The sequence below is a fragment of the Solirubrobacter ginsenosidimutans genome, assembly GCF_027587205.1.
This window is the reverse complement of record NZ_JAPDOD010000028.1, coordinates 87,143-109,948: the sequence shown is the minus strand read 5'-3', so window position 1 is coordinate 109,948 and position 22,806 is coordinate 87,143. Positions and strand designations below refer to the sequence as shown.

The 22,806-nt window shown below is 71.2% G+C and carries 27 protein-coding genes and 1 riboswitch; of the genes, 10 read left to right on the top strand and 17 right to left on the bottom strand.

Going from position 1 to position 22,806, the window contains the following annotated elements; all coding sequences use genetic code 11:
* The first annotated feature begins 162 nt into the window (after positions 1-162).
* From OM076_RS26705 to OM076_RS26695, 3 genes are read left to right on the top strand one after another with little or no spacing between them, the layout of a single operon-like run.
* Positions 163-624 carry an FHA domain-containing protein gene (locus OM076_RS26705; protein WP_270043157.1) on the top strand — a complete coding sequence of 154 codons (462 nt, stop codon included), beginning with the start codon at positions 163-165 and terminating at the stop codon, positions 622-624.
* Positions 625-640: 16 nt separating this feature from the next.
* Entirely contained in the window at positions 641-1,411 is a 771-nt protein-coding gene (locus OM076_RS26700; protein ID WP_270043156.1) for a ParA family protein, read from the top strand.
* Between the two features lie 14 nt (positions 1,412-1,425).
* Complete coding sequence (locus OM076_RS26695; protein ID WP_270043155.1) at positions 1,426-1,797, top strand: response regulator; 372 nt, start codon at positions 1,426-1,428, stop codon at positions 1,795-1,797.
* Here the strand turns inward: OM076_RS26695 and OM076_RS26690 are convergent.
* Genes OM076_RS26690 through OM076_RS26660 form a run of 7 tightly spaced genes read right to left on the bottom strand, consistent with a single transcriptional unit; the run spans position 1,722 to position 8,760 of the window.
* A complete protein-coding gene (locus OM076_RS26690) occupies positions 1,722-2,495 on the bottom strand; it encodes an alpha/beta fold hydrolase (RefSeq protein ID WP_270043154.1) in 774 nt (257 codons plus the stop codon). The genes OM076_RS26695 and OM076_RS26690 overlap by 76 nt on opposite strands.
* Positions 2,492-3,346 carry a homoserine kinase gene (gene thrB / locus OM076_RS26685; RefSeq protein WP_270043153.1) on the bottom strand — a complete coding sequence of 285 codons (855 nt, stop codon included), beginning with the start codon at positions 3,344-3,346 and terminating at the stop codon, positions 2,492-2,494. Before thrB ends, OM076_RS26690 begins: the two co-directional genes overlap by 4 nt.
* Entirely contained in the window at positions 3,343-4,350 is a 1,008-nt protein-coding gene (gene thrC / locus OM076_RS26680) for a threonine synthase (protein ID WP_270043152.1), read from the bottom strand. The genes thrB and thrC overlap by 4 nt, the downstream gene beginning before the upstream one ends.
* 2 nt (positions 4,351-4,352) lie before the next feature.
* Positions 4,353-5,576, bottom strand: a complete 1,224-nt coding sequence (locus OM076_RS26675; RefSeq protein ID WP_270043151.1) for a homoserine dehydrogenase — start codon at positions 5,574-5,576, stop codon at positions 4,353-4,355.
* Positions 5,560-6,786, bottom strand: coding sequence for a diaminopimelate decarboxylase (gene lysA, locus OM076_RS26670; protein WP_270043150.1), 1,227 nt, complete (start codon positions 6,784-6,786; stop codon positions 5,560-5,562). Before lysA ends, OM076_RS26675 begins: the two co-directional genes overlap by 17 nt.
* 11 nt (positions 6,787-6,797) lie before the next feature.
* Entirely contained in the window at positions 6,798-7,535 is a 738-nt protein-coding gene (locus tag OM076_RS26665; RefSeq protein WP_270043149.1) for a prolipoprotein diacylglyceryl transferase, read from the bottom strand.
* A gap of 22 nt (positions 7,536-7,557) precedes the next feature.
* Positions 7,558-8,760 carry a murein hydrolase activator EnvC family protein gene (locus OM076_RS26660; RefSeq protein WP_270043148.1) on the bottom strand — a complete coding sequence of 401 codons (1,203 nt, stop codon included), beginning with the start codon at positions 8,758-8,760 and terminating at the stop codon, positions 7,558-7,560.
* Between the two features lie 122 nt (positions 8,761-8,882).
* Between OM076_RS26660 and htpX the strand changes: the two genes are divergently transcribed.
* Together htpX and pspAB are read left to right on the top strand one after the other, a co-directional pair.
* Entirely contained in the window at positions 8,883-9,782 is a 900-nt protein-coding gene (gene htpX, locus OM076_RS26655) for a zinc metalloprotease HtpX (RefSeq protein WP_270043147.1), read from the top strand.
* A gap of 9 nt (positions 9,783-9,791) precedes the next feature.
* Positions 9,792-10,364, top strand: coding sequence for a PspA-associated protein PspAB (gene pspAB / locus OM076_RS26650; protein ID WP_270043146.1), 573 nt, complete (start codon positions 9,792-9,794; stop codon positions 10,362-10,364).
* Here pspAB and OM076_RS26645 read toward each other — a convergent pair.
* Both OM076_RS26645 and OM076_RS26640 read right to left on the bottom strand, forming a co-directional pair.
* Positions 10,361-11,113: a class I SAM-dependent methyltransferase gene (locus OM076_RS26645; protein WP_270043145.1), complete on the bottom strand. Its 753-nt coding sequence runs from the start codon at positions 11,111-11,113 to the stop codon at positions 10,361-10,363. The two genes, pspAB and OM076_RS26645, sit on opposite strands and share 4 nt — an antisense overlap.
* Positions 11,114-11,158: 45 nt before the next feature.
* Positions 11,159-11,995, bottom strand: a complete 837-nt coding sequence (locus tag OM076_RS26640; protein WP_270043144.1) for an SDR family oxidoreductase — start codon at positions 11,993-11,995, stop codon at positions 11,159-11,161.
* A 66-nt stretch (positions 11,996-12,061) separates the two neighbouring features.
* On the opposite strand from OM076_RS26640, the gene OM076_RS26635 reads away from it, so the two are divergent.
* Positions 12,062-12,391, top strand: a complete 330-nt coding sequence (locus OM076_RS26635; protein WP_270043143.1) for a winged helix-turn-helix transcriptional regulator — start codon at positions 12,062-12,064, stop codon at positions 12,389-12,391.
* On the opposite strand, the gene OM076_RS26630 is transcribed toward OM076_RS26635, so the two are convergent.
* The 7 genes from OM076_RS26630 to OM076_RS26600 all read right to left on the bottom strand — a co-directional run bounded on the left by OM076_RS26630 (position 12,388) and on the right by OM076_RS26600 (position 17,451).
* Positions 12,388-12,894 carry a hypothetical protein gene (locus OM076_RS26630; RefSeq protein ID WP_270043142.1) on the bottom strand — a complete coding sequence of 169 codons (507 nt, stop codon included), beginning with the start codon at positions 12,892-12,894 and terminating at the stop codon, positions 12,388-12,390. The two genes, OM076_RS26635 and OM076_RS26630, sit on opposite strands and share 4 nt — an antisense overlap.
* A gap of 28 nt (positions 12,895-12,922) precedes the next feature.
* Positions 12,923-13,750 carry a DUF4097 family beta strand repeat-containing protein gene (locus OM076_RS26625; RefSeq protein WP_270043141.1) on the bottom strand — a complete coding sequence of 276 codons (828 nt, stop codon included), beginning with the start codon at positions 13,748-13,750 and terminating at the stop codon, positions 12,923-12,925.
* Positions 13,747-14,400: a response regulator gene (locus tag OM076_RS26620; protein WP_270043140.1), complete on the bottom strand. Its 654-nt coding sequence runs from the start codon at positions 14,398-14,400 to the stop codon at positions 13,747-13,749. The genes OM076_RS26625 and OM076_RS26620 overlap by 4 nt, the downstream gene beginning before the upstream one ends.
* Complete coding sequence (locus OM076_RS26615; protein WP_270043139.1) at positions 14,388-15,623, bottom strand: sensor histidine kinase; 1,236 nt, start codon at positions 15,621-15,623, stop codon at positions 14,388-14,390. Before OM076_RS26615 ends, OM076_RS26620 begins: the two co-directional genes overlap by 13 nt.
* 74 nt (positions 15,624-15,697) lie before the next feature.
* Positions 15,698-15,976 (bottom strand): PspA-associated protein PspAA, encoded by a 279-nt coding sequence (gene pspAA / locus OM076_RS26610; protein ID WP_270043138.1) that lies wholly within the window; start codon positions 15,974-15,976, stop codon positions 15,698-15,700.
* Positions 15,973-16,761, bottom strand: coding sequence for a PspA/IM30 family protein (locus OM076_RS26605; RefSeq protein ID WP_270043137.1), 789 nt, complete (start codon positions 16,759-16,761; stop codon positions 15,973-15,975). Before OM076_RS26605 ends, pspAA begins: the two co-directional genes overlap by 4 nt.
* Positions 16,762-16,875: 114 nt before the next feature.
* On the bottom strand, positions 16,876-17,451 hold the full coding sequence (locus OM076_RS26600) for a hypothetical protein (protein WP_270043136.1): 576 nt from the start codon (positions 17,449-17,451) through the stop codon (positions 16,876-16,878).
* Between the two features lie 49 nt (positions 17,452-17,500).
* A riboswitch (cyclic di-AMP (ydaO/yuaA leader) is annotated at positions 17,501-17,645 on the bottom strand.
* A gap of 148 nt (positions 17,646-17,793) precedes the next feature.
* On the opposite strand from OM076_RS26600, the gene OM076_RS26595 reads away from it, so the two are divergent.
* From OM076_RS26595 to xseA, 4 genes are all read left to right on the top strand, one after another.
* Positions 17,794-18,981 (top strand): cell wall-binding repeat-containing protein, encoded by a 1,188-nt coding sequence (locus OM076_RS26595; protein WP_270043135.1) that lies wholly within the window; start codon positions 17,794-17,796, stop codon positions 18,979-18,981.
* Between the two features lies 1 nt (position 18,982).
* The gene (locus OM076_RS26590) at positions 18,983-19,294 is read left to right on the top strand and encodes a hypothetical protein (protein WP_270043134.1); all 312 of its coding nucleotides are present in this window, start codon (positions 18,983-18,985) and stop codon (positions 19,292-19,294) included.
* Positions 19,295-19,325: 31 nt separating this feature from the next.
* The gene (locus OM076_RS26585) at positions 19,326-19,595 is read left to right on the top strand and encodes a hypothetical protein (RefSeq protein WP_270043133.1); all 270 of its coding nucleotides are present in this window, start codon (positions 19,326-19,328) and stop codon (positions 19,593-19,595) included.
* A gap of 216 nt (positions 19,596-19,811) precedes the next feature.
* On the top strand, positions 19,812-21,182 hold the full coding sequence (gene xseA / locus OM076_RS26580) for an exodeoxyribonuclease VII large subunit (protein WP_270043132.1): 1,371 nt from the start codon (positions 19,812-19,814) through the stop codon (positions 21,180-21,182).
* Between the two features lie 506 nt (positions 21,183-21,688).
* Here the strand turns inward: xseA and OM076_RS26575 are convergent.
* Positions 21,689-22,762: an HD-GYP domain-containing protein gene (locus tag OM076_RS26575; RefSeq protein ID WP_270043131.1), complete on the bottom strand. Its 1,074-nt coding sequence runs from the start codon at positions 22,760-22,762 to the stop codon at positions 21,689-21,691.
* Positions 22,763-22,806 lie beyond the last annotated feature (44 nt).

The following is a 22,806-nucleotide window of genomic DNA, read 5'->3' as shown; positions in this document are numbered from 1 at the left end:
GGTTTGAGAACCGAGAGCTGGGGCATGAGTCCGGAATTCGGCGGGGGGTCGTCCTCCCCTGCCTGTGCAAGACGAGAGCCAATTGGGGTCGCAGCCCCACCCTCGGAGCTTTATGCTTCCTGAGCGGAGGGGTCAGTCGGACCCAGGGAGGAAGCAGTCTTGATGGACCCACGATTCGACCATGACGCCCAGACCACCGGCACACTGCCGGGTATCGGCGCGGGCGCGCTCGACCTCTCGGCCAGGCGGGAGCCTCCGGCATGGCTGGAGGAGACCAGAGCGGGTCTCACCGCCCCCGGGCGCTATCTCGCGTTCGAGCAGGACGACCGCATCGTCGTGGCGGCCGTGAGCCGTGAGTGGACGCGCATCGGCCGGTCCTTGGCCGCCGACGTGCGCTTCGACGACGCAACGGTCTCGCGCCGTCACGCGCTGATCGCCAACGAGGAAACCGGGGTACGTGTCCTCGACGACCGCTCGCTCAACGGGATCTCGGTCAATGGCCGGCGCGTCGAGTGGAGCCCGCTGGTGGACGGCGACGAGCTCACGATCGGCCGGCACACGCTGTTCTTCTTGGACACTGTGTCCACACCCACAGTCGGCCGGCCGAAAGCGCTGGCCGAGTAAGTAGTCTGCGGCCGCAATGGCCGCAGACACGATCGCGGTCCTGTCGCTCAAGGGCGGCACGGGCAAGACGACGACCGTCCGCACATTGGCCGACGTGCTCCGGCGCGTCGGCCTCGAGGTGCTGGCCGTCGACCTCGACCCGCAGGGCAACCTGTCGGACTACTTCGACGTTCCGCCGGACGCCGCGCCGAGCATCGCCGACGTCCTGTCGGGCGACGCGAAGGTCAAGGACGCGACCTACGACGGCGGCATCGTCCCCGCGACGCTCAACCTCGCCGAGGTCGAGCGCTCGCTGAGCGGGAAGATGGGCCGCGAGGTCGTGCTCAAGAAGGCGCTCAGAGACGCCCGCAAGGCCTACGACATCGTCCTGATCGACTGCCCGCCCGCGCTCGGTCTGCTGACCGTCAACGGCCTCGTGGCGGCCGATTGGGCGATCGTCTCCTCGGAGGCGCAGTACTTCGCCATGCAGGGCGTCAACGGCGCGCTCGAGGTGATCGAGCAGGCCCGCGAGTACTACAACGACGATCTGCAGGTGCTCGGCGTGCTGATGAACATCGCCGACATGCGCACCAAGCACTCCCAGGACGCCTTCACGCAACTCAAGGAGGCGTTCGGCGAGCGGGTGTTCGAGACCGTCATCCGGTCCTCGATCGCGTACGCCGAATCGGCGGAGAAGGCACTCTCGATCCTGGACTATCGCCCGGATCTCGGGGCTGACTACGAGCTTCTGGCCGCCGAGGTGCTGGAGCGAATCGGGCGCGCAGACGCTCGCGCTCGACTTTCGTAGACTGACGCCCCTCGATGGGGATCCGCGTCTTCCACTGTGATGACTCGGCGGCGTTCACGCGCCTTGTGGGCTTCTGGCTCGCCGAGCACGACGACATGGAGCATGTTGGTGAGGCGCACACCGCCGCCGACGCGCTCGCCGCGCTCCCGGGAGCGCGACCGGACGTCGTGCTGCTCGACACGCTCGGGCGGCCCGGCGACGACACGCTGCTGCTGGCGATCCGCGACGCCGTGCCCGGGGTCAAGGTGATCGTCTACTCGGGCTACGTCCGGCTGATGCAGGAGGGCACGGTCGGCGAGGGCGCCGACGGCTACCTCGAGAAGGGCGACGAGGAAGGCCCGTTGCTCGACGCGATCCGCGCGGTCGTGAAGCCCAGGATCAGCTGAGCCGTCTCGAGCGGGATGTCCAGCTGCGGCGCGTGCCCGACGTCGTCGAGCTCGACCCACTCGGCGTCGAGTGAGCGCCGGTAGCCCTCCGCGGACGCCGGCCAGGGCAGCAGCTGGTCCGCGAGGCCCCAGATGACCCGCACCGGGCAGCGGACCTTCGCGGTATCCAGCGGCCAGCCGTGCTGGCGGGCGTCGGCGAGCAGCGGCGCGGCGTCGCAGGCGGCGGCGCCGGCCACGAGATAGGCGATCGCCTCAGGCGGGAGATGCTCGTAGCGGACGGTGAGGAGCGCCGTGGCGCGGCGGGCGACCGCGGGCGTGATCTCCACCGGCAGCGGCACCCTCGCGCGGCCCGTTCCCGCCACGCCCGCGACCCCCGCGAGGCGCTCCTGCAGCGCCAGCGTCTCGGAGTGATCGCCCCCGCCGGCGGGCGCGAGCGCGACCACGGACTCCGCTCTCCCCCGCGCGGCCAGCACCAGCGCGAGGTAGCCGCCGAGCGAGTTGCCGACGATGTGGGCGCGCTCGACCCCCGCCGCGTCCATCACCCGCTCGACGTGCGCCGCGAGGTCGAGGTCGCCGTTCAGCGGCGGGCCGCCGAGGTGGCCGGGCAGCGCCGGCGTGAGCACGTCGTCGGGCAGGTACGGCCGCACGAGGTCCCACGTGTGCGGCGAGTCCATGAACCCGTGCAGCAGGACGATCACAACGAGCGGACTTCGGCCCCCGTGGGAGTGAACGGCACGCGGTGGACTTCGGCCCAGCCGTCGGCGACGAGCTCCTGCAGCCGCTCCGCCACCGTGCTGGTGGACTCGAAGTCGCACCACACCAGGACGGTCGGCCCGGCGCCGGAGATCGTCGCGCCGAGGGCGCCGAGGTCGCGCGCGGACTGCACCAGCTCCCACGACCGCGGGTAGAGGTGGGCGCGGCGCGGCTGGTGGATGCGGTCGCCCAGCCCGCGCGAGATGAGGCTCAGGTCCCCCTGTGCGAGACCCAGGACCAGCAGCGACGCGTGGGCGATGTTGAAGACGGCGTCGGCGACCGGGATCCGCGACGGGAGCGCCTCGCGCGCCTTCTGCGTGCGCACGGCCTGGGAAGGCACGACGAGCAGGCATTCGAGGTTGGGCGGCGGCTCGAAGCGCTCCGCATGCGAGTTGGTGCACAGCACGAAGCCGCCCAGCAGCGCCGCGGCGACGTTGTCCGGGTGCCCTTCCAGGCGGGTCGCCTCGGCCAGCAGATCGGCGCCGAGCTCGAAGATCGAGTCGGCCGCGACCAGGCCGGCGACGATCGCCGCCGCGCTCGTCCCAAGGCCGCCGGAGAGCGGGATGTCCGAGCGGATCGTGAACTCGAAGCCGTCGACCGGGTGCAGCGCCGCGAAGCCGCGCACGATCAGGTTGCGGCGATCGCGGGCGATCTTGAGGTCGGTGTGGACGGCGAAGTTCCCGGTCTCGACGACGTCGACCTCCATGTGCAGGTCCAGCGCCGCGCCCATGACGTCGAACCCCGGGCCGAGATTGGCCGAGGACGCGGGGACGCGGACTGTCCGCTTGCGGTTCAACCCAAGACGGCTTTTTCGACCGCGGCGATGTGCGGCTCGCAGGGCACCACGGCGCCCGCCTGCGAGAGCGCGGTCTGCGGGTCCTTCAGCCCATGCCCGGTGAGGACGCAGACGACCCGCTCGGCGCCGTCGACCCCGTGGGTCAGCAGCCCGGCGACCGAGGCCGCCGATGCCGGCTCGCAGAACACGCCCTCGTGGGCGGCCAGGAAGCGGTAGGCGTCGAGGATCTGGGTGTCGGAGACGGCCCTGACGGCGCCGCGGGAGGACGTGAAGGCCTCCATCGCCTCCTCCCAGCGCGCGGGGTTGCCGATCCGGATCGCGCTCGCGACCGTCTCCGGGTTCGCGACCGGCGCCCCGTGGACCAGCGGCGCCGCCCCCTCGGCCTGGAAGCCGAACAGCCGCGGCCGCACGCCCATCTCGACGAAGCCCTTGTTGTACGCGGTCACGTTGCCCGCGTTGCCGACCGGGATGCACAGCGCGTCGAGCTCGCCGAGCTCGTCGAGGACCTCGAACGCGGCGGTCTTCTGGCCTTCGAGGCGGAACGGGTTGACGCTGTTGACGAGGCCGATCGGGTGGTGCTCGCAGAGCTCGCGCACGAGCTTGAGCGCCTCGTCGAAGTTCCCGCGCAGCGCGATCACCTTCGCGCCGTGCATCAGCGCCTGGGCGAGCTTGCCGGTGGCGATCTTGCCCTCGGGCACGATCACCGCCCCGCGCAGCCCGGCGCGGGCGGCGTAGGCCGCCAGCGACGCGGCGGTGTTGCCCGTGGAGGCGCAGATCACGGCCTCCATGCCGTTGCGGACGGCGTCCGAGACCGCGCAGGTCATGCCACGGTCCTTGAAGGAGCCGGTGGGGTTCGCGCCCTCGAGCTTCAGCCACACCTCGACGCCGGCGCGCTCGGACACCCGCTCGGCGAGCACCAGCGGCGTCGAGCCCTCTTCGAGCGAGACGACCGGGTCTCCCGGAGCGAACGGCAACCGCTCGCGATAGCGCGTGATGAGACCCATGACTACTCGAACTCCTCTTCGATGACCCGGATCGCGCGGGGTTGGGAGCGGACGAACGCCATCCGCGAGACGAGCTGGACGGCGCCGTAGAACCGCGATTCCAGCAGCGGGTGCAGGACCATCGTCAGCCGCGCGTGGCCGTCCATCCCGCGCTGCAGGACCGATTTGATCGACGCGCCCTGCATGCCGAGCACCTCGGCGACCTGGGCGAGCACGCCCGGCTGGTCGTCGACCTCCATCGAGAGGTAGAACGCGTTCTCGACGTCCTCGACGATCGCCAGCGCCTCGCTCGTCTCGGGCGTCGAAGCGGGCGGGATCATCGCGCTGATCACGTCGCCCAGCACGGCGCTGGCGGTCTGCGCGCCGCCCGCCCCGGGGCCGGAGAGGGTGATCTCGGTGATCGCGTCGGACTCGATCGTGACGGCGTTGAAGGAGCCGTTGACGCTGGCCAGTGGGTGGCCGGGATAGAGGAACGCGGGGTGCACGCGGACGGAGATGCCGCCGTCGACCCGCTCCGCGGTGCCGATCAGCTTCAGGCCCAGCCCGAGATCGCGGGCGTAGGCGACGTCCTCGGCCGTGATGTGCTCGATGCCCTCGTAGGGAACCTGGTCGAGGTGGACCGGGGTGCTGAAGGCCAGGCGGGCGAGGATCGCCATCTTCGCGGCGGCGTCGCGGCCGGTGACGTCGTCGGTCGGGTCGGCCTCGGCGTACCCGAGCTCCTGCGCGCGCTGCAGTGCGCCCTCGTAGGTCGCACCCGCCCGGGCCATCTCGGTGAGGATGAAGTTCGTCGTCCCGTTGACGATCCCGTGGATGCGCTCCACGTGGGCGCCCGCCAGCGACTCCTGGAGCACGCGGATGACCGGCACGACGCCCGCCACCGCGCCCTCGAAGCGCAGCTGGACCTCGTTGGAGCGCGCACAGCTCCACAGCTCCTCGCCGTAGGTGGCGAGCAGGAGCTTGTTGGCGGAGACGACGTGCTTGCCCGCCTGCATCGCGCGCAGCACGTAGTCGCGCGCGGGCTCGATGCCGCCGATCAGCTCGACGATCAGGTCCGAGTTGGCCAGGATCTCGTCGAAGTCGCCCCGCGAGCGGGTGAGCACGCCGGTGACCTGCGGCTGGTAGCCGGTGATGTGGGCGATCGCGTCGGCGCGCTCCGCGAGCAGCTGCTCGAAGGCGGCGCCGACGGTGCCGTGGCCGAGCAGGCCGACCCTATACGTCTCTGGCATACAGGTCCTCGTAGGTCTCGCGGCGGACGACGAGCCGTGCGCTGCCGCCTGAGCAGAACACGACGGGCGGCCGCGGGACGCCGTTGTAGTTGTTGGCCATGGCGTACACGTAGGCGCCGGTGACGGGCGTGGCGAGCACGTCGCCGGGCTTGGGATCGGGGAGCGTGGTCTCGCGGATCAGGACGTCGCCCGACTCGCAATGCTTGCCCACGACGGTGCACGGCGTTCCCGGCTCGCCGACACGGTGGGCGAGGTCGGCGTCGTAGGGCGCGTCGTAGAGCATCGGGCGCATGTTGTCCGACATGCCCCCGTCGACGGCGACGAAACGGACGGCGCCGTCCTCGAGGTCGACGTCCTTGACCGACTCGATCGTGTAGAGCGTCACGCCGGCGGTGGCCACCAGCGCGCGGCCGGGCTCGATCGACAGGGTCTTGCCGGGGCCGAGGAGCTCGTCGGCGGTGGCCTTCATCGTCTCGACGTACTGGGCGACGGTGGGCGGTTGGCGGTCGTGGGTGTAGGCCACCGCGAGGCCGCCGCCGAGGTCGTAGGTGCCGAAGGTCCCGAGCGTGGCGATCGCCTCGACCGCCAGCCGCCACGGCTCGAGGTCGAACAGCTGGGATCCGATGTGCATGTGCAGGCCCTTCAGGTCCGCCCACGGCGCGTCGGTGAGCCGTTGGATCGCTTCCGGCGCCTGGGCGAGGCTGAAGCCGAACTTCGAGCCCGCGTGACCGGTGAGGATCGCGGCGTGGGTGTCGGCGACGACGCCGGGCGTGACCCGGATCAGCACCTCGACGGGCGCTTGCAGGCGCTCGAGCTTGTCGAGCTCGTCGAAGTTGTCGACGACGATCCGGGCGCCGACCTCGCTCGCCGCCCGCAGCTCGGCGGCGGACTTGGCATTGCCGTGGAAGACGATCCGCTCGCCGGTGTACCCGGCCTTGCGGGCCAGCGCGAGCTCCCCGCCGGAGGCGACGTCGACGCTCAGCCCCTCCTCGTGGAACACCTGCAGGACGGCGGTGCAGGGGAAGGCCTTGGAGGCGAAGACGACCTCGCCGTCGCCCATCGCGGCGGTGAACTCCCGGGCGCGGGAGCGGAGATCCTCCTCGGCGACGACGTACGCGGGCGTGCCGAACTCGCGCGCGAGGTCTTGCGCGTCACAGCCGCCGATCGACAGGCGTCCGCCAGCGATCTGGGAGTCCTGCGGGTACAGCACGGCCGGGGAGGTTAGGCGGCGCGCGCTGCGGGTGCCGTCACGGCGCCTCGCCGGAAGACCAGCCAGGCCCCGCCGGCGAGCATCATCACGACGGAGACGAGCTGCGGCTGGGTCAGTCCGAAGGCCGCGTCGCTGTTGCGGCGCAGGAACTCCACGAGGAAGCGCTCCAGGCCCGCGCCGAAGACGTACACCCCGATCAGCGTGCCGGGGCGCCAGCGGTCCCGCCAGTGCCAGAGCAGCAGGGCGAAGCCGCCCATGACGATGATCTCGTAGATCGGCGTGGGATGGACGGTGGCGGTCGTCGGGACCGTGCCGTGCGGGTAGGCCATCGCCCACGGGCCGTCCCAGTTCTTGCCGTAGTCGCCGTCGCCCGCCAGCTGGCAGCCGATCCGGCCGATCGCGTACGCGGCGGCCAGGGAGGGAGCGACGATGTCGGCGAGCTGCAGGTCCAGCTCGCCCCGGTACCAGGCCCAGGCGCAGACGGCCAGGGCGCCGCCGAAGAGGCCGCCGTAGAAGACCAGGCCGGTGCCGCTGAAGAGCGGGCCGCCGTTCTCGGCGATGTACCAGAGCTTCGCGCCGATGATCCCGCCGATCAGCGCGGCGAAGACCGCCTCGTAGGCGAAGTCGACGTTGCGGCCGAGCTCCTTCAGGCGCTTGGCGACCATCCAGCCCGCGACGAGGAACGACGCGCCGAGGCAGAGGCCGAAGCTCTGGATCGTCAGGCCGAAGAAGTGAAGTTCAGGCTGCAACGCTGCTCCGAGGCTAGCGGCGTCACAGGTAGTTCAGCGGATTGACCACCGATCCGTTGACCCGGGTCTCGAAATGGAGATGGTCGCCGTAGCAGCGCCCGGTGCAGCCGGAGAAGCCGATCACCTGGCCCTGGCTGACCTGCGCGCCGAGCGAGGTCGCGAAGCGCGACTGGTGCGCGTAACACGTCGACAGCGACCCCGTGTGCTGGATGCAGGTGAAGTTGCCGTAGCCGCCGCTGGCCGCCTCGGACTGCATCAGCACGACCTTGCCGGCCGCCGCGGCGTGGATCGGCGTGCCGGACGGGACGCCGATGTCGATGCCCGGGTGGCAGGACTCCCACGCTCGGGACTCGCAGAAGGGCGACGTGATCGGGCCATTGACGGGCCAGATCAGCCCGCCGGAGCCGGGCTTCGCCGGGCCGGACGTCATCGGCCCGGAGTAGCCGGCGAGCTTGGCCTGGATCTTCGCCTGCTGCTTCTGCAGGACCTCGACGTCGTCCTCGAGCTTGTGCCGGCGGTCGCGCGAGCTCGCCAGCAGCTGGTTCTTCTGCGAGCGGGCGGTCTGGATGCGGTCGCGGCGGTCGACGAGGCCGACCCGGACGGTGGAGACCTCGTCGCGCTGGTTCTGGATGTCCTTGGTGACCTTCGCCTGCTGTTTCTCGAGGCCGTCGAGCTTCTTCGCGGTCGTCGTCGCGTCGGTCTTGGCACTGGCGACGACGCCCATGATCTTCGAGTCCTGCCGCGAGACGCGCTCCATGAAGTCTGCGCGGTTGAGCAGGTCGGCGAAGCCGTCGGACTCCAGGACGACCGTGATCGCGTCGGGCGCGTCGGCCTTGTAGAGCTGGACGAGGCGGTCGGCGAGGGCGCGGCGGACGACCAGCAGGCGGGCGCGCAGGCGGGTGAGGCGGGCGCGCTCCTCGCGGAGCTTGCGCTGGACGACGGCGAGCTGGGCGCGCTTCTGATCCAGGCTCGTCTGCAACGTCTGCTGGCGCGTCGAAAGGCGGGTGATGTCCGACTGGAGGTCGTTGATCCGCTTGGTCTGGCTGGAGATGTCGGTCGTCAGCACCCGCTCCTTGGCCTTGTGGCCGCCGATCAGGGACTGGCTGCGATCGATCTTCTTCTGGATCGTCCCGGGGTTCTGCGCGGACGAGCCGACCGGGAGGACCGACCAGAGAACGAAGGGGAGGCTCGTGACCAGGACGAGCAGCGTGAGCCGAAGCCGCATGCGGGCGAGCACTCTAGGCAACACCTACGGCGTGCTCTGCATGGATCCCTGCACGGTGCAGGTCTTTCAGATGGCCGTAAAAGTTCCTAAGGCCCCTTGCGCGCCTGCCAAACTTTCATGTGATGCCCAGACCCACTTCTTTCGGCAAGGACACCGGACTTCAGCTTCGTATGGGGCTGACGTTCTTCCTGCTGGGCGCGCTGTACGTCGTCTTCGCCGGCGTGCTCTTCGCGGCGTCCGGCAGTGTGCTGATCATGGTCGTCGTCGTCGGCGGCCTGGCGGCGCTGCAGTTGTTCACCTCCGACAAGCTCGCCCTGGCCGCGATGGGCGGCCGCGTCGTCACGCCGCAGGAAGCCCCGCAGCTGCACGCGATGATCGAGCGGCTGTGCATCCAGGCCGACATGCCCAAGCCGAAGGTCGCCGTCGCCAACACCGCGATGCCGAACGCGTTCGCGCTCGGCCGCTCGCCCAAGAACGCGACCGTCTGCGCCACCACGGGCATCATGGAGCTGCTGACGCCGGCCGAGCTCGAGGGCGTCATGGCCCACGAGCTCACCCACGTCATCAACCGCGACGTGATGGTGATGACGCTCGCGTCGTTCTTCGCGACGATCGCGGCCTACATCGTCCAGTTCGGCTTCCTCTTCGGCGGCACCTCGTCCGACGACGACGATGGCCCTTCGGCGATGGTCCTGGTCCTCGTGTCGCTCGTCGTCTACGCGGTCTCGTTCCTGCTGATGCAGGCGCTGTCGCGCTATCGCGAGTTCGCCGCCGACCGCGGCGCGGCGCTGATCACGGGTCGCCCGTCCGCCTTGGCGAGCGCGCTGGTGAAGATCTCGTCCGGCATGTCGCGGATCCCGCAGCGCGACCTGCGCGCCGCAAGTGAGCTGAACGCGTTCTTCATCTTCCCCGCGGGCGTCGGCAAGGGCATCAGCGGCCTGTTCGCGACCCACCCGCCGATGGAGAAGCGGATCGCCGCCCTTCAGCGTCTGGAGTCGCAGTTGCAGGGCCAGCTCAAGTAGCCTGGCGTCATGGGTTTCTTCGACGTCCTCCGCGGCAAGCGTGAAATCAAGATGCCTGCCGCGGACCGGCTGTTCGCGATGTCGACCGCATACGTGAAGCTCGAGCTGGAGCTCGAGATGAAGACCTCGGGCAAGGCGGCGATCGTCTTCCAGCCGCTCGCGACCGCCGACTTCGAGGGCATCGTGCGCGACATGGAAGAGGTCGTGAAGGGCACCGGCGACGAGACCGGCACCGTCGTCACCTCCACCGACGACGAGTTCGGCTACCGCTGGATGATCCTCTCCGACGACGACATGGAGGACCTCGTCGTCGGCGTCAACGCGGTCTCCACGGCGATCCAGGGCGGCGGGTACGGCGAGCGGGTGCTGTGCGCAGTCTTCGCCCTGCGCGACAACCGCGGCAAGCCGGTCTACTGGATCTACAACTACAAGCGCGGCGGCTTCTACCCGTTCGTCCCCGCCGGCGGCGCGCAGCAGCGCGACTCCGAGCGCGAGCTGCGGCTCAAGGCCCAGATCGGCGCCGACCTGCCGGTCGAGCCCGAGCTCGAACGCTGGTTCCCCTTGTGGGGAATCCCGATTTAGCGCGTCGCCACGATCACGAGCCGTGAGCTCGTGGTGAAGGGCTCGGCCATGAAGCTGCCGTACGCCTTGGCGTCGGAGAACCCGGCACGGTGGAGCATCGCCATCAGCTCCGTCGCGCTGTAGGTACGAACGCTGAACGTGCGGGTCTCGCGGTCGCCCGCGCCGGTGATCAGCGTCTGGGTCGACTGCGCGACGCCCGTGATCGGGTCCCACGTGCGCTGTTCGAGCAGCAGGCGTCCCTCGCCCATCAGGTGCCAGTCGGACTCGCTGAAGTTCGTGACGAGGCGGTCGCGGTGCATCGTCTCCAACACGAGCTTGCCCTCAGGGCGCAGGACGCGGCGGATCGCCGCCAGGACCTTGGTGTCCTCCTCGTCGCCGAGATAGCCGAGCGACGTGAAGAGGTTGAACGCGGCGTCGAAGCTCTCGTCGGCGAAGGGAAGGTCGCGGTAGTCGGCGCGGGTCCACTTCGGCCAGCGCTCCCCTCCGCTGCGGCGGCGGGCCTCGTCGAGCAGCGTGCCGGAGCGGTCCACGCCGACGGCGCGATACCCGGCGCGGGCCAGTGCGAGCGTGTGCCGGCCGAACCCGCACGGCACGTCAACCACGTCCGCGCCCGGCTCGACCCCGGCGAGCTTCGCCGCGGCGAGGGCGTCGGTCTCGGCCTTCTCGTCGCGGGCGTCACCGGCGTAGGCGCGCAGGTAGAAGTCGCTGAAGAACGCGTCCCAGGTCTCGGTCGTGCTGGGCCCAGGCACGACCGGCGAGTCTACGCGGACCAGCGATAGACCTGGCCGCGGCGCTCAGGCCGCGGTGCGCGCGAGCGGCCAGGACACCTCGCTCGCCCACTCGGCGACGCTGCGCGGCGCCCAGCCGAGCGCTTCGCGTGCCGCGGCCGGATCGGGCGCCGGACCGCGCGGCGCCGCCGCCAGCATCTCGTAGACCGTCGCGGTTCCCTCGGCCGCGTGGTCGCCGAGGAACGGGCGCAGGCGCTCGCCGAACTCGCGCGGGGCGATCGGCTCCCAGCGCAGCTCGCGGTCGAGCACCGCCCCCAGCTGGGCGGCGACCTCGTGCCCGGTGACCGGGACGCCGGGGAGCGCGAACCAGCCGGTCACCGCGTCCTCCACGGCGCGCACGGCCGCCGCGGCGACGTCGGCGGTGGCGACCCACGGCATCGGCGCCTCGGCCGGCAGCGGGTACGCGACGACCCCGTCGCGCACGAGGCGCTCGGCCGACCAGGGCGCGCTGAGGTTCTCCATGTACGCGGTCGGCAGCAGCACGGTGACGAGCGGCACGTCGGCGGCCGCGGCGTGCACGCGGGCGTCGAGGAACGGCACGCCGGTCTTCTCTCCCGGCGCCGGTCCGCCGGTGTTGAGGACGAGGTGACGCACGCCCGCGGCCTCGACCGCGCGCGCCGCGTTGTCGGCCATGGCGACGACGCGCTCGTCGTAGACGATCGGCAGGTGCAGCACGACGGCGTCGGCGCCGGCATACGCGGCTTCCAACGACGCGCGGTCGAGGAGGTCCGCGCCGGTGGCACGCGTGAGCGGGCGGACGACGTGGCCGGCGGCGATGAAGGCATCCGCGACGGGCGCGCCCTGCGAGCCCGTCGCGCCGTGAACGGCAATGGTCTTGGTCATGCCACGTCTTATAGTTCCCGATCGGTACCAGTACCCAGAAAGGGATGCAGTATCCTCGAGGGAACCATGGCCGTTCTCGACCCCCGCCCGACTGCCGAGTGCCCCGTCGAACGCGCGCTGCTGGTGCTCGACGGCAAGTGGTCGGTGCTGATCATCCGCGAGCTGCTGGGCGGTCCGAAGCGCTTCACGGAGCTCCGGAAGGCGCTCCAGATCGGCAGCCCGAAGACGCTCACCGAGCGCCTGCGCATCCTCGAGCACCAGGGCGTGCTCACCCGCACGGTGTACGCCGAGGTCCCGCCGCGCGTCGTCTACGAGCTCACTGAGCGCGGGCAGAGCTTCCGGTCGGTGCTCGAGGCGATGGCCGCCTGGGGCGATCGCGACCTGACGCTGCGCTAGCGGCAGCGAGCGCCGAACGCCACCCGCGCCGTGCGCCACCGCTCCTCGCCTTCGCGGCGCAGGAGCAGCGTCGCGCAGCCGTTGCGCCGCACGACGAAGCCGCCGGCCCAGCCGGTCTCGTCACCGACGACGCCGTCATCGCTGAAGCGCGGCGTGTCGGGCGCGCAGGGCACGACCCGCACCATCGGCGCGCCTTCGCCGGACTTGTCCGTGCGGTCGTAGTCGAGCGCGAGCCAGTCGCGATCGCGTGCCGCGACCTTGATCCGCATCGGCGCACCCGCTCGCACGCTCAGGCCGGACTTGATGACCGGGTTCGCCCGCTTCCCCTCGAAGTCGGCAGTGCGGGCCCTGCGCAGGCCGAAGAACGTCGCGCCGTGCACGCGCACCGACTGCCGGAGGGCGGCGGCACGCGTCTCGGCGGAAATCGGCGGACCTTCGACGTGTTGCGAGCAGTCGGCGGTCGGCACCGCGGCCGCCAGCGACGCGAGCAGGACGGGCAGCATGTACCCGTTCTACAACGTGAGAGCTGGATTAGTTCCCGTAGGCGACCGTGACGTCGCCAGAGGACGTGCTTGCGGTGATGGTGCGGTCCGCGCTCGGGTCGGTCTTGACGTCGATCTGCTGGTCCCCGCTGCCCGGGTCGGCGTCGACGCGGTAGGCGTCGCCACTGGGGACGGCGATGTTGACGTCGCCGGAGGCGGTCGAGGCCTCGACGACGGTCGGACTCCAGCGGAAGGCGAAATCGACGTCGCCCGAGGAGGTGTCGGCCGAGATGACGCTGCCGCCGAGATCCTCGCCGGAGATATCGCCCGACCCCGACTGCAGCTTGGTCGTGCCGGTGAGCCCGCGGACGTTGATGTCGCCGGAGCCGGTCTGCAGGTTCGCCGCGCCGGTCAGGCCCGTCGCGTTGACGTCGCCCGACCCGGTGTCGAGATCGACGCGGCCCGTGAGCCCGCTCGCGGTCAGGTCACCCGAGCCGGAGTGGACCTCGACCGGCGTGCCCTGCGGCACGTAGATCATGATCCGTGCGCGGCAGGGGCCGAAGCTGATGTCCGGGCACTTGCCGTTGAGGTGCACCGTGTTGCCTTCGCGGAAGGCGTGCGGCTCCGGCGTGTGGATCGAGCCCTTCACGGTCGAGTTGATACGAACGACGTCCGCGAGCGACGGCACGATGGTGATGTCCCCGCCGTCGGCCTCGACGACCAGTTGATCGATCGGGCCTGGGAGCTTCTGTGAGGTCGTGCGCTCGACCGCGCCGATCGTCCACCCCGCGACCTGCACGGCGGCGATCGCGGCGAAGAGCAGCGCGAGCCCGAGCCCGCAGAACAGCGCGACCGCACGCTGGCCCCGAGCGGTCACTTGTGATCGTGCTCCAGGTAGCGCAGCACGGCGAGCACGCGGCGGTGCGCCTGGTCGGCCGGCGGCAGGCCGAGCTTGAGGAAGATGTTCGTGACGTGCTTCTCGACCGCGCCCTCGGTCACCACCAAAGACTCGGCGATCAGGCTGTTCGTGCGCCCCTCGGCCATCAGCCCGAGGACCTCGCGCTCGCGGGGCGAGAGCGGCTCGAGCGGGTCCTTGCGGCCGGAGCGCACGAGCAGCTGCGTGACGACCTCCGGGTCCAGCGCGGCGCCGCCGGCGGCCACCCGCCGCAGCGCCTCGAGGAACTCCGACACGTCGGCCACGCGATCCTTGAGCAGGTAGCCGATCCCGCTGCTGTCACCGGCCAGCAGGTCCACCGCGTAGCGCTCCTCGACGTACTGGGAGAGCATCAGCAGCGACACGTCGGGCCACTGCTTGCGGATCACCAGCGCGGCACGCACGCCCTCGTCGGAGAACGTCGGCGGCATCCGGATGTCGACGACGCAGACGTCCGGCTGGTTCTTCTCGACGGAGCGCAGGAGCGACTCGCCGTCCGAGACGCAGTCGACGACGTCGAAGCCGCCCTCCTCGAGCAGCCGCGCGAGGCCCTCGCGCAGCAACACGGCGTCCTCGGCAATTACGGCTCGCATGGCAGCTCCACTCGCAGGGTCGTTCCCCCGCCGGGCGGGCTGGAAAGATGCAGGTCGCCGTCAACGGCGCGGACGCGGTCGCGCAGGCCGTTGATGCCGATGCCGGTGGCCAGCGCGCCGCCGCGGCCATTGTCGAGGATCTCGACCACGAGCCGGTCGCCGAGGTACTCGACGGTGAGCCACGCGCGGGTCGCCTGGGCGTGCTTGGCGACGTTGGTCAGCGCCTCGGCGACGACGAAGTAGGCGATCGCCTCGCTGTGGGCGCTCGCGCGGTGGGGCAGGTCGACGTCGACCGCGACCGGGATCGGACAGCGCGCCGCCAGGGCGCTGACCGCCGCGTCCAGGCCGCGATCGGTGAGCACCGCGGGGTGGATGCCGCGGGCGAGGTTGCGCAACTCGACGAGCGCCTCCTTGGCCTCGCCGTGCGCCTCACCCACCAGCGTGCGGGCGAGCGCCGGGTCCTCGGTCGCCTTCGCGCGGCCGAGGGTCATCGCCAGCGCGACGAGCCGCTGCTGCGCGCCGTCGTGGAGGTCGCGCTCGATCCGCCGGCGCTCCGCGTCGGCCGCGGCGACCATGCCGGCGCGGGTCTCTTCCAGCGCGCCCACGCGCGCGGTGAGGCGCTCGCGCTCGCCCTGCTCGAGCAGCAGGCGGGCCATCGCGACCTGCACCGCGGCGACGCCGCGGGCGAGCCACGGCGCCGCGTACAGCGCGCCCGCGCCGCCCGCGACGTGCGCGACCGCGGACGGGAGGTAGCCGATGTTCGCGCCGAAGATCACGCCGGCGCCGTCGGCGAACAGCCCCCACAGCGGGAAGCTGAGCATCGCGATCGCGGCGCCCCAGGCGAAGAAGACCAGGGCGGAGCCGATCCAGCCGACGAACGGCAGCGCGACGAGCGCGTAGGTGAGCTCCAGCCAGGCCCCGCGCGAGCCCAGCCAGCGCAGCGCGCGGTTGAGCACGTTGCCGTCGCGCGGCAGCTGACGGGTGGGGAAGTCGATCCCGAACACCGCCGCCACGCGGCGGCGCTCTAGGCGGGCGATCAGGTGCGAGAACGCGAACGCGAGGACGATCAGCGGGAGCCCCGCCAGCGCCACGACCAGCAGCGCGGTGCCGACGAGCAGCGTCGGCAGCAGGAAGCAGAAGGCCGCGATGCCGATGACCGCGCTGAGCGCGACGTAGGCGGTCGCCTCAAAGGCCTGGACGGAGAACGTCGCTCGCAGCTTCATGCGCTGTGAACGGTATGGCGGATGCGGGGCGGCGACCAGACCGGCCACCCCGCATCTTTCAACGGTGGTTAGCCCTAGTCGGGGATCAGCCCGTCGCCGGTGAACTGATGGCCCGCCTCGGCGAACGTCAGATCGGGCGGGGGGATGATCACGTCGGATTCTTCGAGCACGTCGTCGGCGACGGGCTTGCCGTCGGAGCGCACCAGCTCGAGCAGCGACGCGAACGCGGTCTGGAAGGCCTCCTCGTCACCCGCTTCGACGGCCTCGACGACCTCGTTGTCGAGCTCGTTGAGCTTGTCTACGTCGTCGTCGGGGAAGTCGTACTGCCCCTCGGTGGCGATGCGGACGATCACGCCGGCTTCTCCTGGGATGGGGCGGGCGCGGGAGCCGGCGTGGCCGCCGGATCGCCGGAGCCGAGCGCCGGCTGCGGCGCGGGGCCCTGACCGAGCTCGGCCCGCAGGCGAGCCATGTCATCGTCCACGGCCGAAGCCGAGGACAGCTCGTGCAGCTGGCGGTCGATGTCGTCCTGGCCGGCCGTGAGGCTGAGCTGGTCGTCGAAGGCGCCAGAGGCCTCCAGCTCGTCCATCGCGTTGGCGCGGGCGCGCATGTTCTCGGTCTTGTCGACCGCACGCTGCATCGCCATGCCGACGTCGGCCATCTCCTCGCCCACGCCGGACGCGGCCTCGGAGATCTTCACGGAGGCCTCGGCGGCGGAGTACTGCGCCTTGATGACCTCCTTCTTGGTGCGGAACTGGTCGATCTTGGACCGCAGCTTCGCTTCCTTGTCGACGAGCGACTGCTGCTGCGCCTCGAGCTCCTGGACCTGGGTGTCCAACCCCTGCAGCTCGCCCTGCGCGAACTGCTTGCGCTCCAGCGCCACGCGCGCGAGATCCTCGCGATTCTGCGCGAGGGCCTGCCGGGCCTGGGTGTCCAGCTTCACGACCTGCTGCTCGAGCTTCTGCTGCTGCAGCTGCAGGCGCTTCTTCGAGGTGACGACGTCGGCAATGCCCTTCTTGACGTTCTGGAGCAGCTCCATTTGCTTCTGGTAGCTGTACTCCAGCGTCTCAGCCGGATCCTCTGCCTTGTCGAGCATCCGGTTGATCTTGGCCTTGATTACTGTGGAGAACCGCCCGGACATGCCGGCCACGGCACCTCCCTTCCCTGTGTGGTCGGACTTATGGAGTCCGACCTAGCGTACTCGGCATCTTTAGGCGCCGACGGGCGGGTAGCCCCAGGGAGGTGGAGGGGTGCGCTACAGGCCGAGCGGGTGGCGCGCTTTGAAGCCGCGCGAGGACCGCTCGGTGGGCCGCCAGCGGGGGCCGCGCTCGAGCGCCTTCTTGAACTTGCGCGTGTTCGACTTCGTCACCGAGGCGGCGCTGGTGTCCAGGCGCAGGCCGGCGATCACCGCGTAGGCGTGGCCCGGGTTCGTGTAGACCGTGATCCACAGGCCCTTGCCGCGCTCGCCCCAGCTCATGAAGCTGCCGGAGTCCAGCGGCGAGTCGAGCAGGCCGCCGCCGTGCAACGCGTAGGAGACGGTGCCGGAGCAGTCGTAGCCGTCGTCCTCGAAGTCCCCGTGCCCGCCGCCGTAGACGTAGGGCATCGCCTGGATCTTGTTGGCGGCGAAGATCGCCTGCTGCACCTGCGGCGGGGCGGCGGCGGGAGCTGCGGCCGAGCCGTCCGGGAGGATCTGCGCCACTGCGCCGGGAACCGTGATGTCCGCGGGCGGCGGGGGCGGCGTGGGCGTCGGGGTCGGCTCCGCGTAGGCGGCGCCGCCGGACTTATCGGTACCCGGGGCTTGCGCCGAGGCCGCCGCGGGCAGGACCAGCATCAAAGATGTCGTGACACACAGGGCAAATGCCCGCAGCGGTTTCAAGCCGTATTCCTCTTTCGTCGGCCTGCGGGGTTAGCTGACGGGCTGACGCTGAAAGAGCCTGCGTCTCATGCCACCACGGCACGATTAGCCCCAACTACTTGGGTCCCCCGCCCCCTGGCGACCAACCAGAGGCTCGGCGTGAGCGGCAACTTATACGAAGCCGCGGTCTTATGTCCAGTAGTACGGGCCGCTTTTGCGGGCGACCCAGTCCCAACTTGAGATCGGCGATCCTAGCGGGACCTTGAATCCCTGGCGCGTATCCGCTCTTTACACATGACCCACTACGCTCGGGTCCACGTGCGTTCGCTGCCCCTGGCCCTCGCGGCTCTTTCCCTGCTCATAGCCGGTTGTGGCGGTGGTGGCACCCCCAAGAAGGCCGACCCGATCTCGACCCCTCCCGTGGCTGGTCAGAGCGGAGACGAGGTCCCCGCGGCGGGGCCGCCGCTGGGCTTCCCGGTCTTCGCGACAAAAAACACGACGCGGGTGGCCGGAGGCGACGCGATCGCCGACGCGGCCGCCGTCGCGCTGGCGACCTACCCCTCGCGCACACCCGAGTCCAAGCCCGCAGCCGTGATCCTCGCCGAGGTGCGCGACTGGCACACCGGCATCGCGGCCTCGGTGCTGGTCGGAAAGCCGATCGGCGCGCCGATCCTGTTCGCCGACGGCGACACGATCCCCGACGCGACGAAGGCGGCGTTGGACGCGCTGCAGCCGACCGGCTCCAAGCAGGTGGGCGGGGCGCAGGTGATCCGGGTGGGAACCAAGGCGCCCGTCCCGGGCTACAAGACGACCGACGTCCCGGCCGCCGACCCGCCCGCCCTGGCGGCGGCGGTCGATCGCCTGCGCACCTCCGCGGCCGGCTCCGCCTCGGGCGCGGTGATGATCGCCAACTCCGAGCGTCCCGAGTACGCGATGCCCGCCGCGGCCTACGCCGCCAAGGCCGGCGTGCCGCTGCTGTGGGTGAGCCCGACGGCCGTCCCGCCGGAGACGGCCGCGGCGATCAAGACGCACAAGTCGGCCAAGATCTACGTGCTGGGACCGGCCGACGTCGTGCCCGACTCCGTGATGACCGAGCTGGAGAAGCTCGGCACGGTCAAGCGGGTGGCGAGCACGGACGCCGTCTCGTCGGCGATCACGTTCGCGCGCTACTCCGACGGTGAAGGCGGGTTCGGCTGGTCGGTGGTCGACCCGGGCCACGGCCTGGTCTTCGCCTCGACGCGCCGCCCGCAGGACGCCGCCGCGGCCGCGGCGCTCTCCTCCACGGGGACCTACGGGCCGCTGTTGTTGCTCCCCGACGCGGGCGTGCTGCCCCAGCCGTTGCAGGACTACCTGCTCGACATCCAGCCCGGCTACGACGCCGACCCGGTCCGGGGCGTCTACAACCACGGCTGGATCATCGGCGACGAGAGCGCGATCGCCGCCGCGGTCCAGGCCCGGATAGATACGCTCTTGGAGATCCAGCCCGTCGACACCGGAGCCCCCTGAGATGGCCGAAGCCGAGCAACCCGAACGCCTACGCGGCGGCCGAGAGGTCACCGTCGATGACGTGCGCCAGCTCGTCGCGTCCGCCACCCCCCACTTCGCCTACCAGATCCGCAACCGGATCCAGACGCTGACGAAGGGCCTTCCGGCGGACTCGCCCGTGCGGCTCTACGCCGAGGCGGAGATCGCGAAGATGCAGTCGCTCGGCTTCACCGGCGAAGTGCGCGGGACGCCCGAACAGCCCGGCATGCGGGAGCTGCCGTCGGTCAACGAGACCGAGCAGCCGCGCTACCTCAAGGGTGCCGTCGACGGCTGAGAACCGCTCCGGCGCGCGGCGAGCCCGCCCGTTGACCGAGCCGCGTGTGCCGCGCGGTTCGACCGCCGACGCCGCGCGGTTGCGCGAGCTGCTCGCGCTCGCGTTGCGGGCGAGCTCCGGCCGGCACGCGGACGCGGCGCGCGACGTCGTGCTGACGATCCTGCTTGCGCATCTGCTCGCCGACGCGGGCCACGACGGCCCGCCTCACGGCTCGCCGCGCGCGCCGCGGCGCGGCGGCAAGGCGCCGAAGTCGCACCACGCGGGCCGCTCCGCGTTGAGCGGCCGCCGTCCTCGCGGTTAACGAGTAAGGCCGCCTCTGGGGGGCGGCCTAGTTCTTGTTATCGGCAGGCGAGGCGTGGACCTTGAGCCGCTTCGCCGGTGTTGGCGCGTTGGCGCTCACCAGCGGCGCGAGAGCAAGGTTGATCGGGCTCTACCCGATCAAGTTGACGTTCGTTGCGCCCGGCGGCCGCGGCGCCCGCGCTCGCCGTCCACCCGCCCGGCTACCGTCACCGACGCGATGGAAGCTCCCGACGGCATCCCCGGATCGGTCCTCACCGGGCCCTATCCCGTCGGCACCTACGCGGCCGCGCTGCGCGACCGGCTGCGGGGCTTCACGCGCGTGCAGGTGTTCGGCGAGGTCTTCGGCTTCAAGGCCGGGCGGGCGAAGGTGTGGTTCGAGCTGCGTGACGCGGGTGGCGCGCTGCCCTGCTCGATGTGGCGCGAGGACTTCGAGAAGCTGCGGCTCGGCACGCTGCAGGACGGCGCGCAGGTGGTCGTGGCCGGCGGGTGCGACTACTACCCCGGGTCGCGCACCGCGTCGCCCGGGTTCAGCTTCGCCGTCACGCGCCTGCGGGTCGCCGGCGAGGGCGATCTGCTCGCCCAGCTCGAACAGCTGCGGCGCCGCCTGCACGCCGAGGGGTTGTTCGAGCCGCAGAAGGCGTTGACGCTGCCGAAGCTGCCGCGCTGCATCGGCGTCGTGACCGGTGAATCCGGCAAGGCGCGCGACGACGTCCTCGCCGGTCTGCGCCGCCGCGGCTGGGCGGGGCGGCTCGTGTGGGGCTTCGCGCCGGTGCAGGACCGCCACGCCGCGCCGGCGATCGCCCGCGCGGTGCAGGACCTGGCGGCGTGCGAGGAGGTCGAGGTGATCGTCGTCGCCCGCGGCGGCGGCTCGCTCGCGGACCTCTTCGCGTTCTGCGACGAGACCCTGTGCCGCACCGTCGCGCTGCTGCGCGTCCCCGTGATCTCGAGCGTCGGTCACCACACCGACCGCACGCTGCTCGACGACGTCGCGGCCGTCGCCTGCTCGACCCCCACCCACGCGGCCGAGACCGCGGTCCCGGTGGACTGCACGGCCGCCCGCGTCGCGCTGGTCAACGCCACGAGACGGCTGGAGCGCCAGGGCCGCCGCGCCGTGCTCGAGCGCGCCCGCACGCTCGCCCGCCTCTCACGCGCGCCGGGCCATCACATCGCCCGCCACCGCACCCGCCTGCACCAGCAGGTGCGCGAGCTGCGCGCGGCGACGCGCCGGGCGGTCACGACCGGCGAGCGACAGACCTTGTCGCGCGCGGCGACGCTGGAGCGCAAGGCGACCGCGGCGTCGGTGGCGAGCGAGCGGGCGGGGCGTCGTGCGCTTGGGGATGGTGTGGCATTGGAGCGGGCCTCGGGTGTGGCGCTGGAGCGGCGCCGCCGAGAGCTCGATCGTGTGCTTGCGACGTTGGCGGCACATGACCCGCAGAGGACCTTGGAGCGGGGGTATGCGCTGGTCGAGGGTGCGGACGGCGAGCCGGTTACGAGCGCTGAGGCGGCGCGGGCGGCGGCGACGTTGACCGTGCGGATGCACGATGGGCGGGTGACGGTGGTTCCGTCCTCCGGCGAGACGCTGTTCTAGGGACGAAAGTCAACTGCGCCGGGTGGGGGAGGGGGAGTGGCAGTGCCACCCGTCCCTGGCTGGCGTGAACCCGCTCGGCGCGCGGCTCTGTTGGGGTCGAATTGGCGTGCTGGGGTACCGACAGTTACGGGCGTGGTGCTGACACCCCGATCCGCGCCGGGCCTTGCGGTGATCGGTTTCGGCGAGCAAAGAAGTCATGCGCGAGGGGGTGATGAACAAATGCGTCCTGTGAGGACTCAATTGTTCATCACCCCCACCGACGCGCCACATCGAACAGTGCGAACCTGATCGAAATCCGCGACCTGTCCCTCAAACGCGCACGGTCGACCACGGCGACCCGGGACAGCGCGAGTGCGGGACACACTGGCCAGCCCACGCCCGTAACTGTCGGTATCCCAGCACGGCACTTCGAGCCAACAGAGCCGCGCCGAGCGGCGGACGACGGCGAGTCAGTCCCGGAGGGTGCGCCACTCCCCCTCCCCACCCGGCGCAGTTGACTTTCGTCCCTAGAGCGCCGCGACCCGCTCAGCACCCGCGGTCATATCGACCGAGAACTCCTCCACACCCGCGGCGCCCATCACCCGCACGGTGGGCACGTCCGGAACATGGATGTCGACGGAGGAGACGACGGCGGTGCGGCCGTCGGGCAGCTTGATCTCGTGGCCGACGGGATAGGGCATGACCACGGCGCGGAAGTGGCGGACGATCGACGGGCAGAAGTTGGCGCCCGTCCCGTCGCGGATCACGTGCACGCCGACGTGCGGCGGCGCGGCCGGCTTGTAGACGCGCTCGGAGGTGACCGCGTCGTAGACGTCGGCGACGGCGGCGATGCGCGGGAACTCCTGGACCTGGGCGCCGTGCAGGCCTTCCGGGTAGCCGGAGCCGTCGATGCGCTCGTGGTGGTCGCGGACGACGGAGATCGCGATCGGGGAGAGGTCGGCCGGGCGAAGGAGCTCGACGCCCGCGTGGGCGTGGGTCTTCATCACCTCCATCTCCTCGCCGGTCAGGCGACCGGGCTTGTTGAGGATCTCGGGCGGGACCGCGAGCTTGCCGACGTCGTGGACGAGGAGCCCGAGGCCGAGCTTGCGCATGCGCTCCTCGAGGCGGTCGTGGCGGAGGCGGCCGCGGAAGTCCGTCCAGCCGTCGACGGTCCAGGCGCGGCGCGCGATCAGCAGGCCGAGGACGGTGACCTGGACGCTGTGGCGGTGGGTGTAGTCGTCGAAGGAGGAGAGATCGTCCAGCGCGAGCGCGGCGTCCGGGCAGTCCAGGAGATCGTCGACCATCGCGCCCGCGACGTCGTTCAGGGACTCGACGATCGGGGCGGGCATCCCAGAGCCGCTGCGCAACGCGGCGCCCGCGGCGGTCAGTGCGGCGCCGGTCGCCTTATGGACCTTGGCGCGCGTCTCGACCGACAGCGGCTCGGCGATCTCGATCGCCTCACCGAGGTCGTCCTCGATCCAGACCGACCCGACCCCCGCCTTCGGCAGGAGCTCCGCGTAGCGCGCTGAGAGCTTGACCCCGGCCCGGAGCAATGGCGCCGTGCCGGGCGGCCCCGCGACGATGTCGCGGGCGAGCTCCACACCGTCGCGAATCTTGCGAGAAGGGATCAGACGCACTGCCTGGA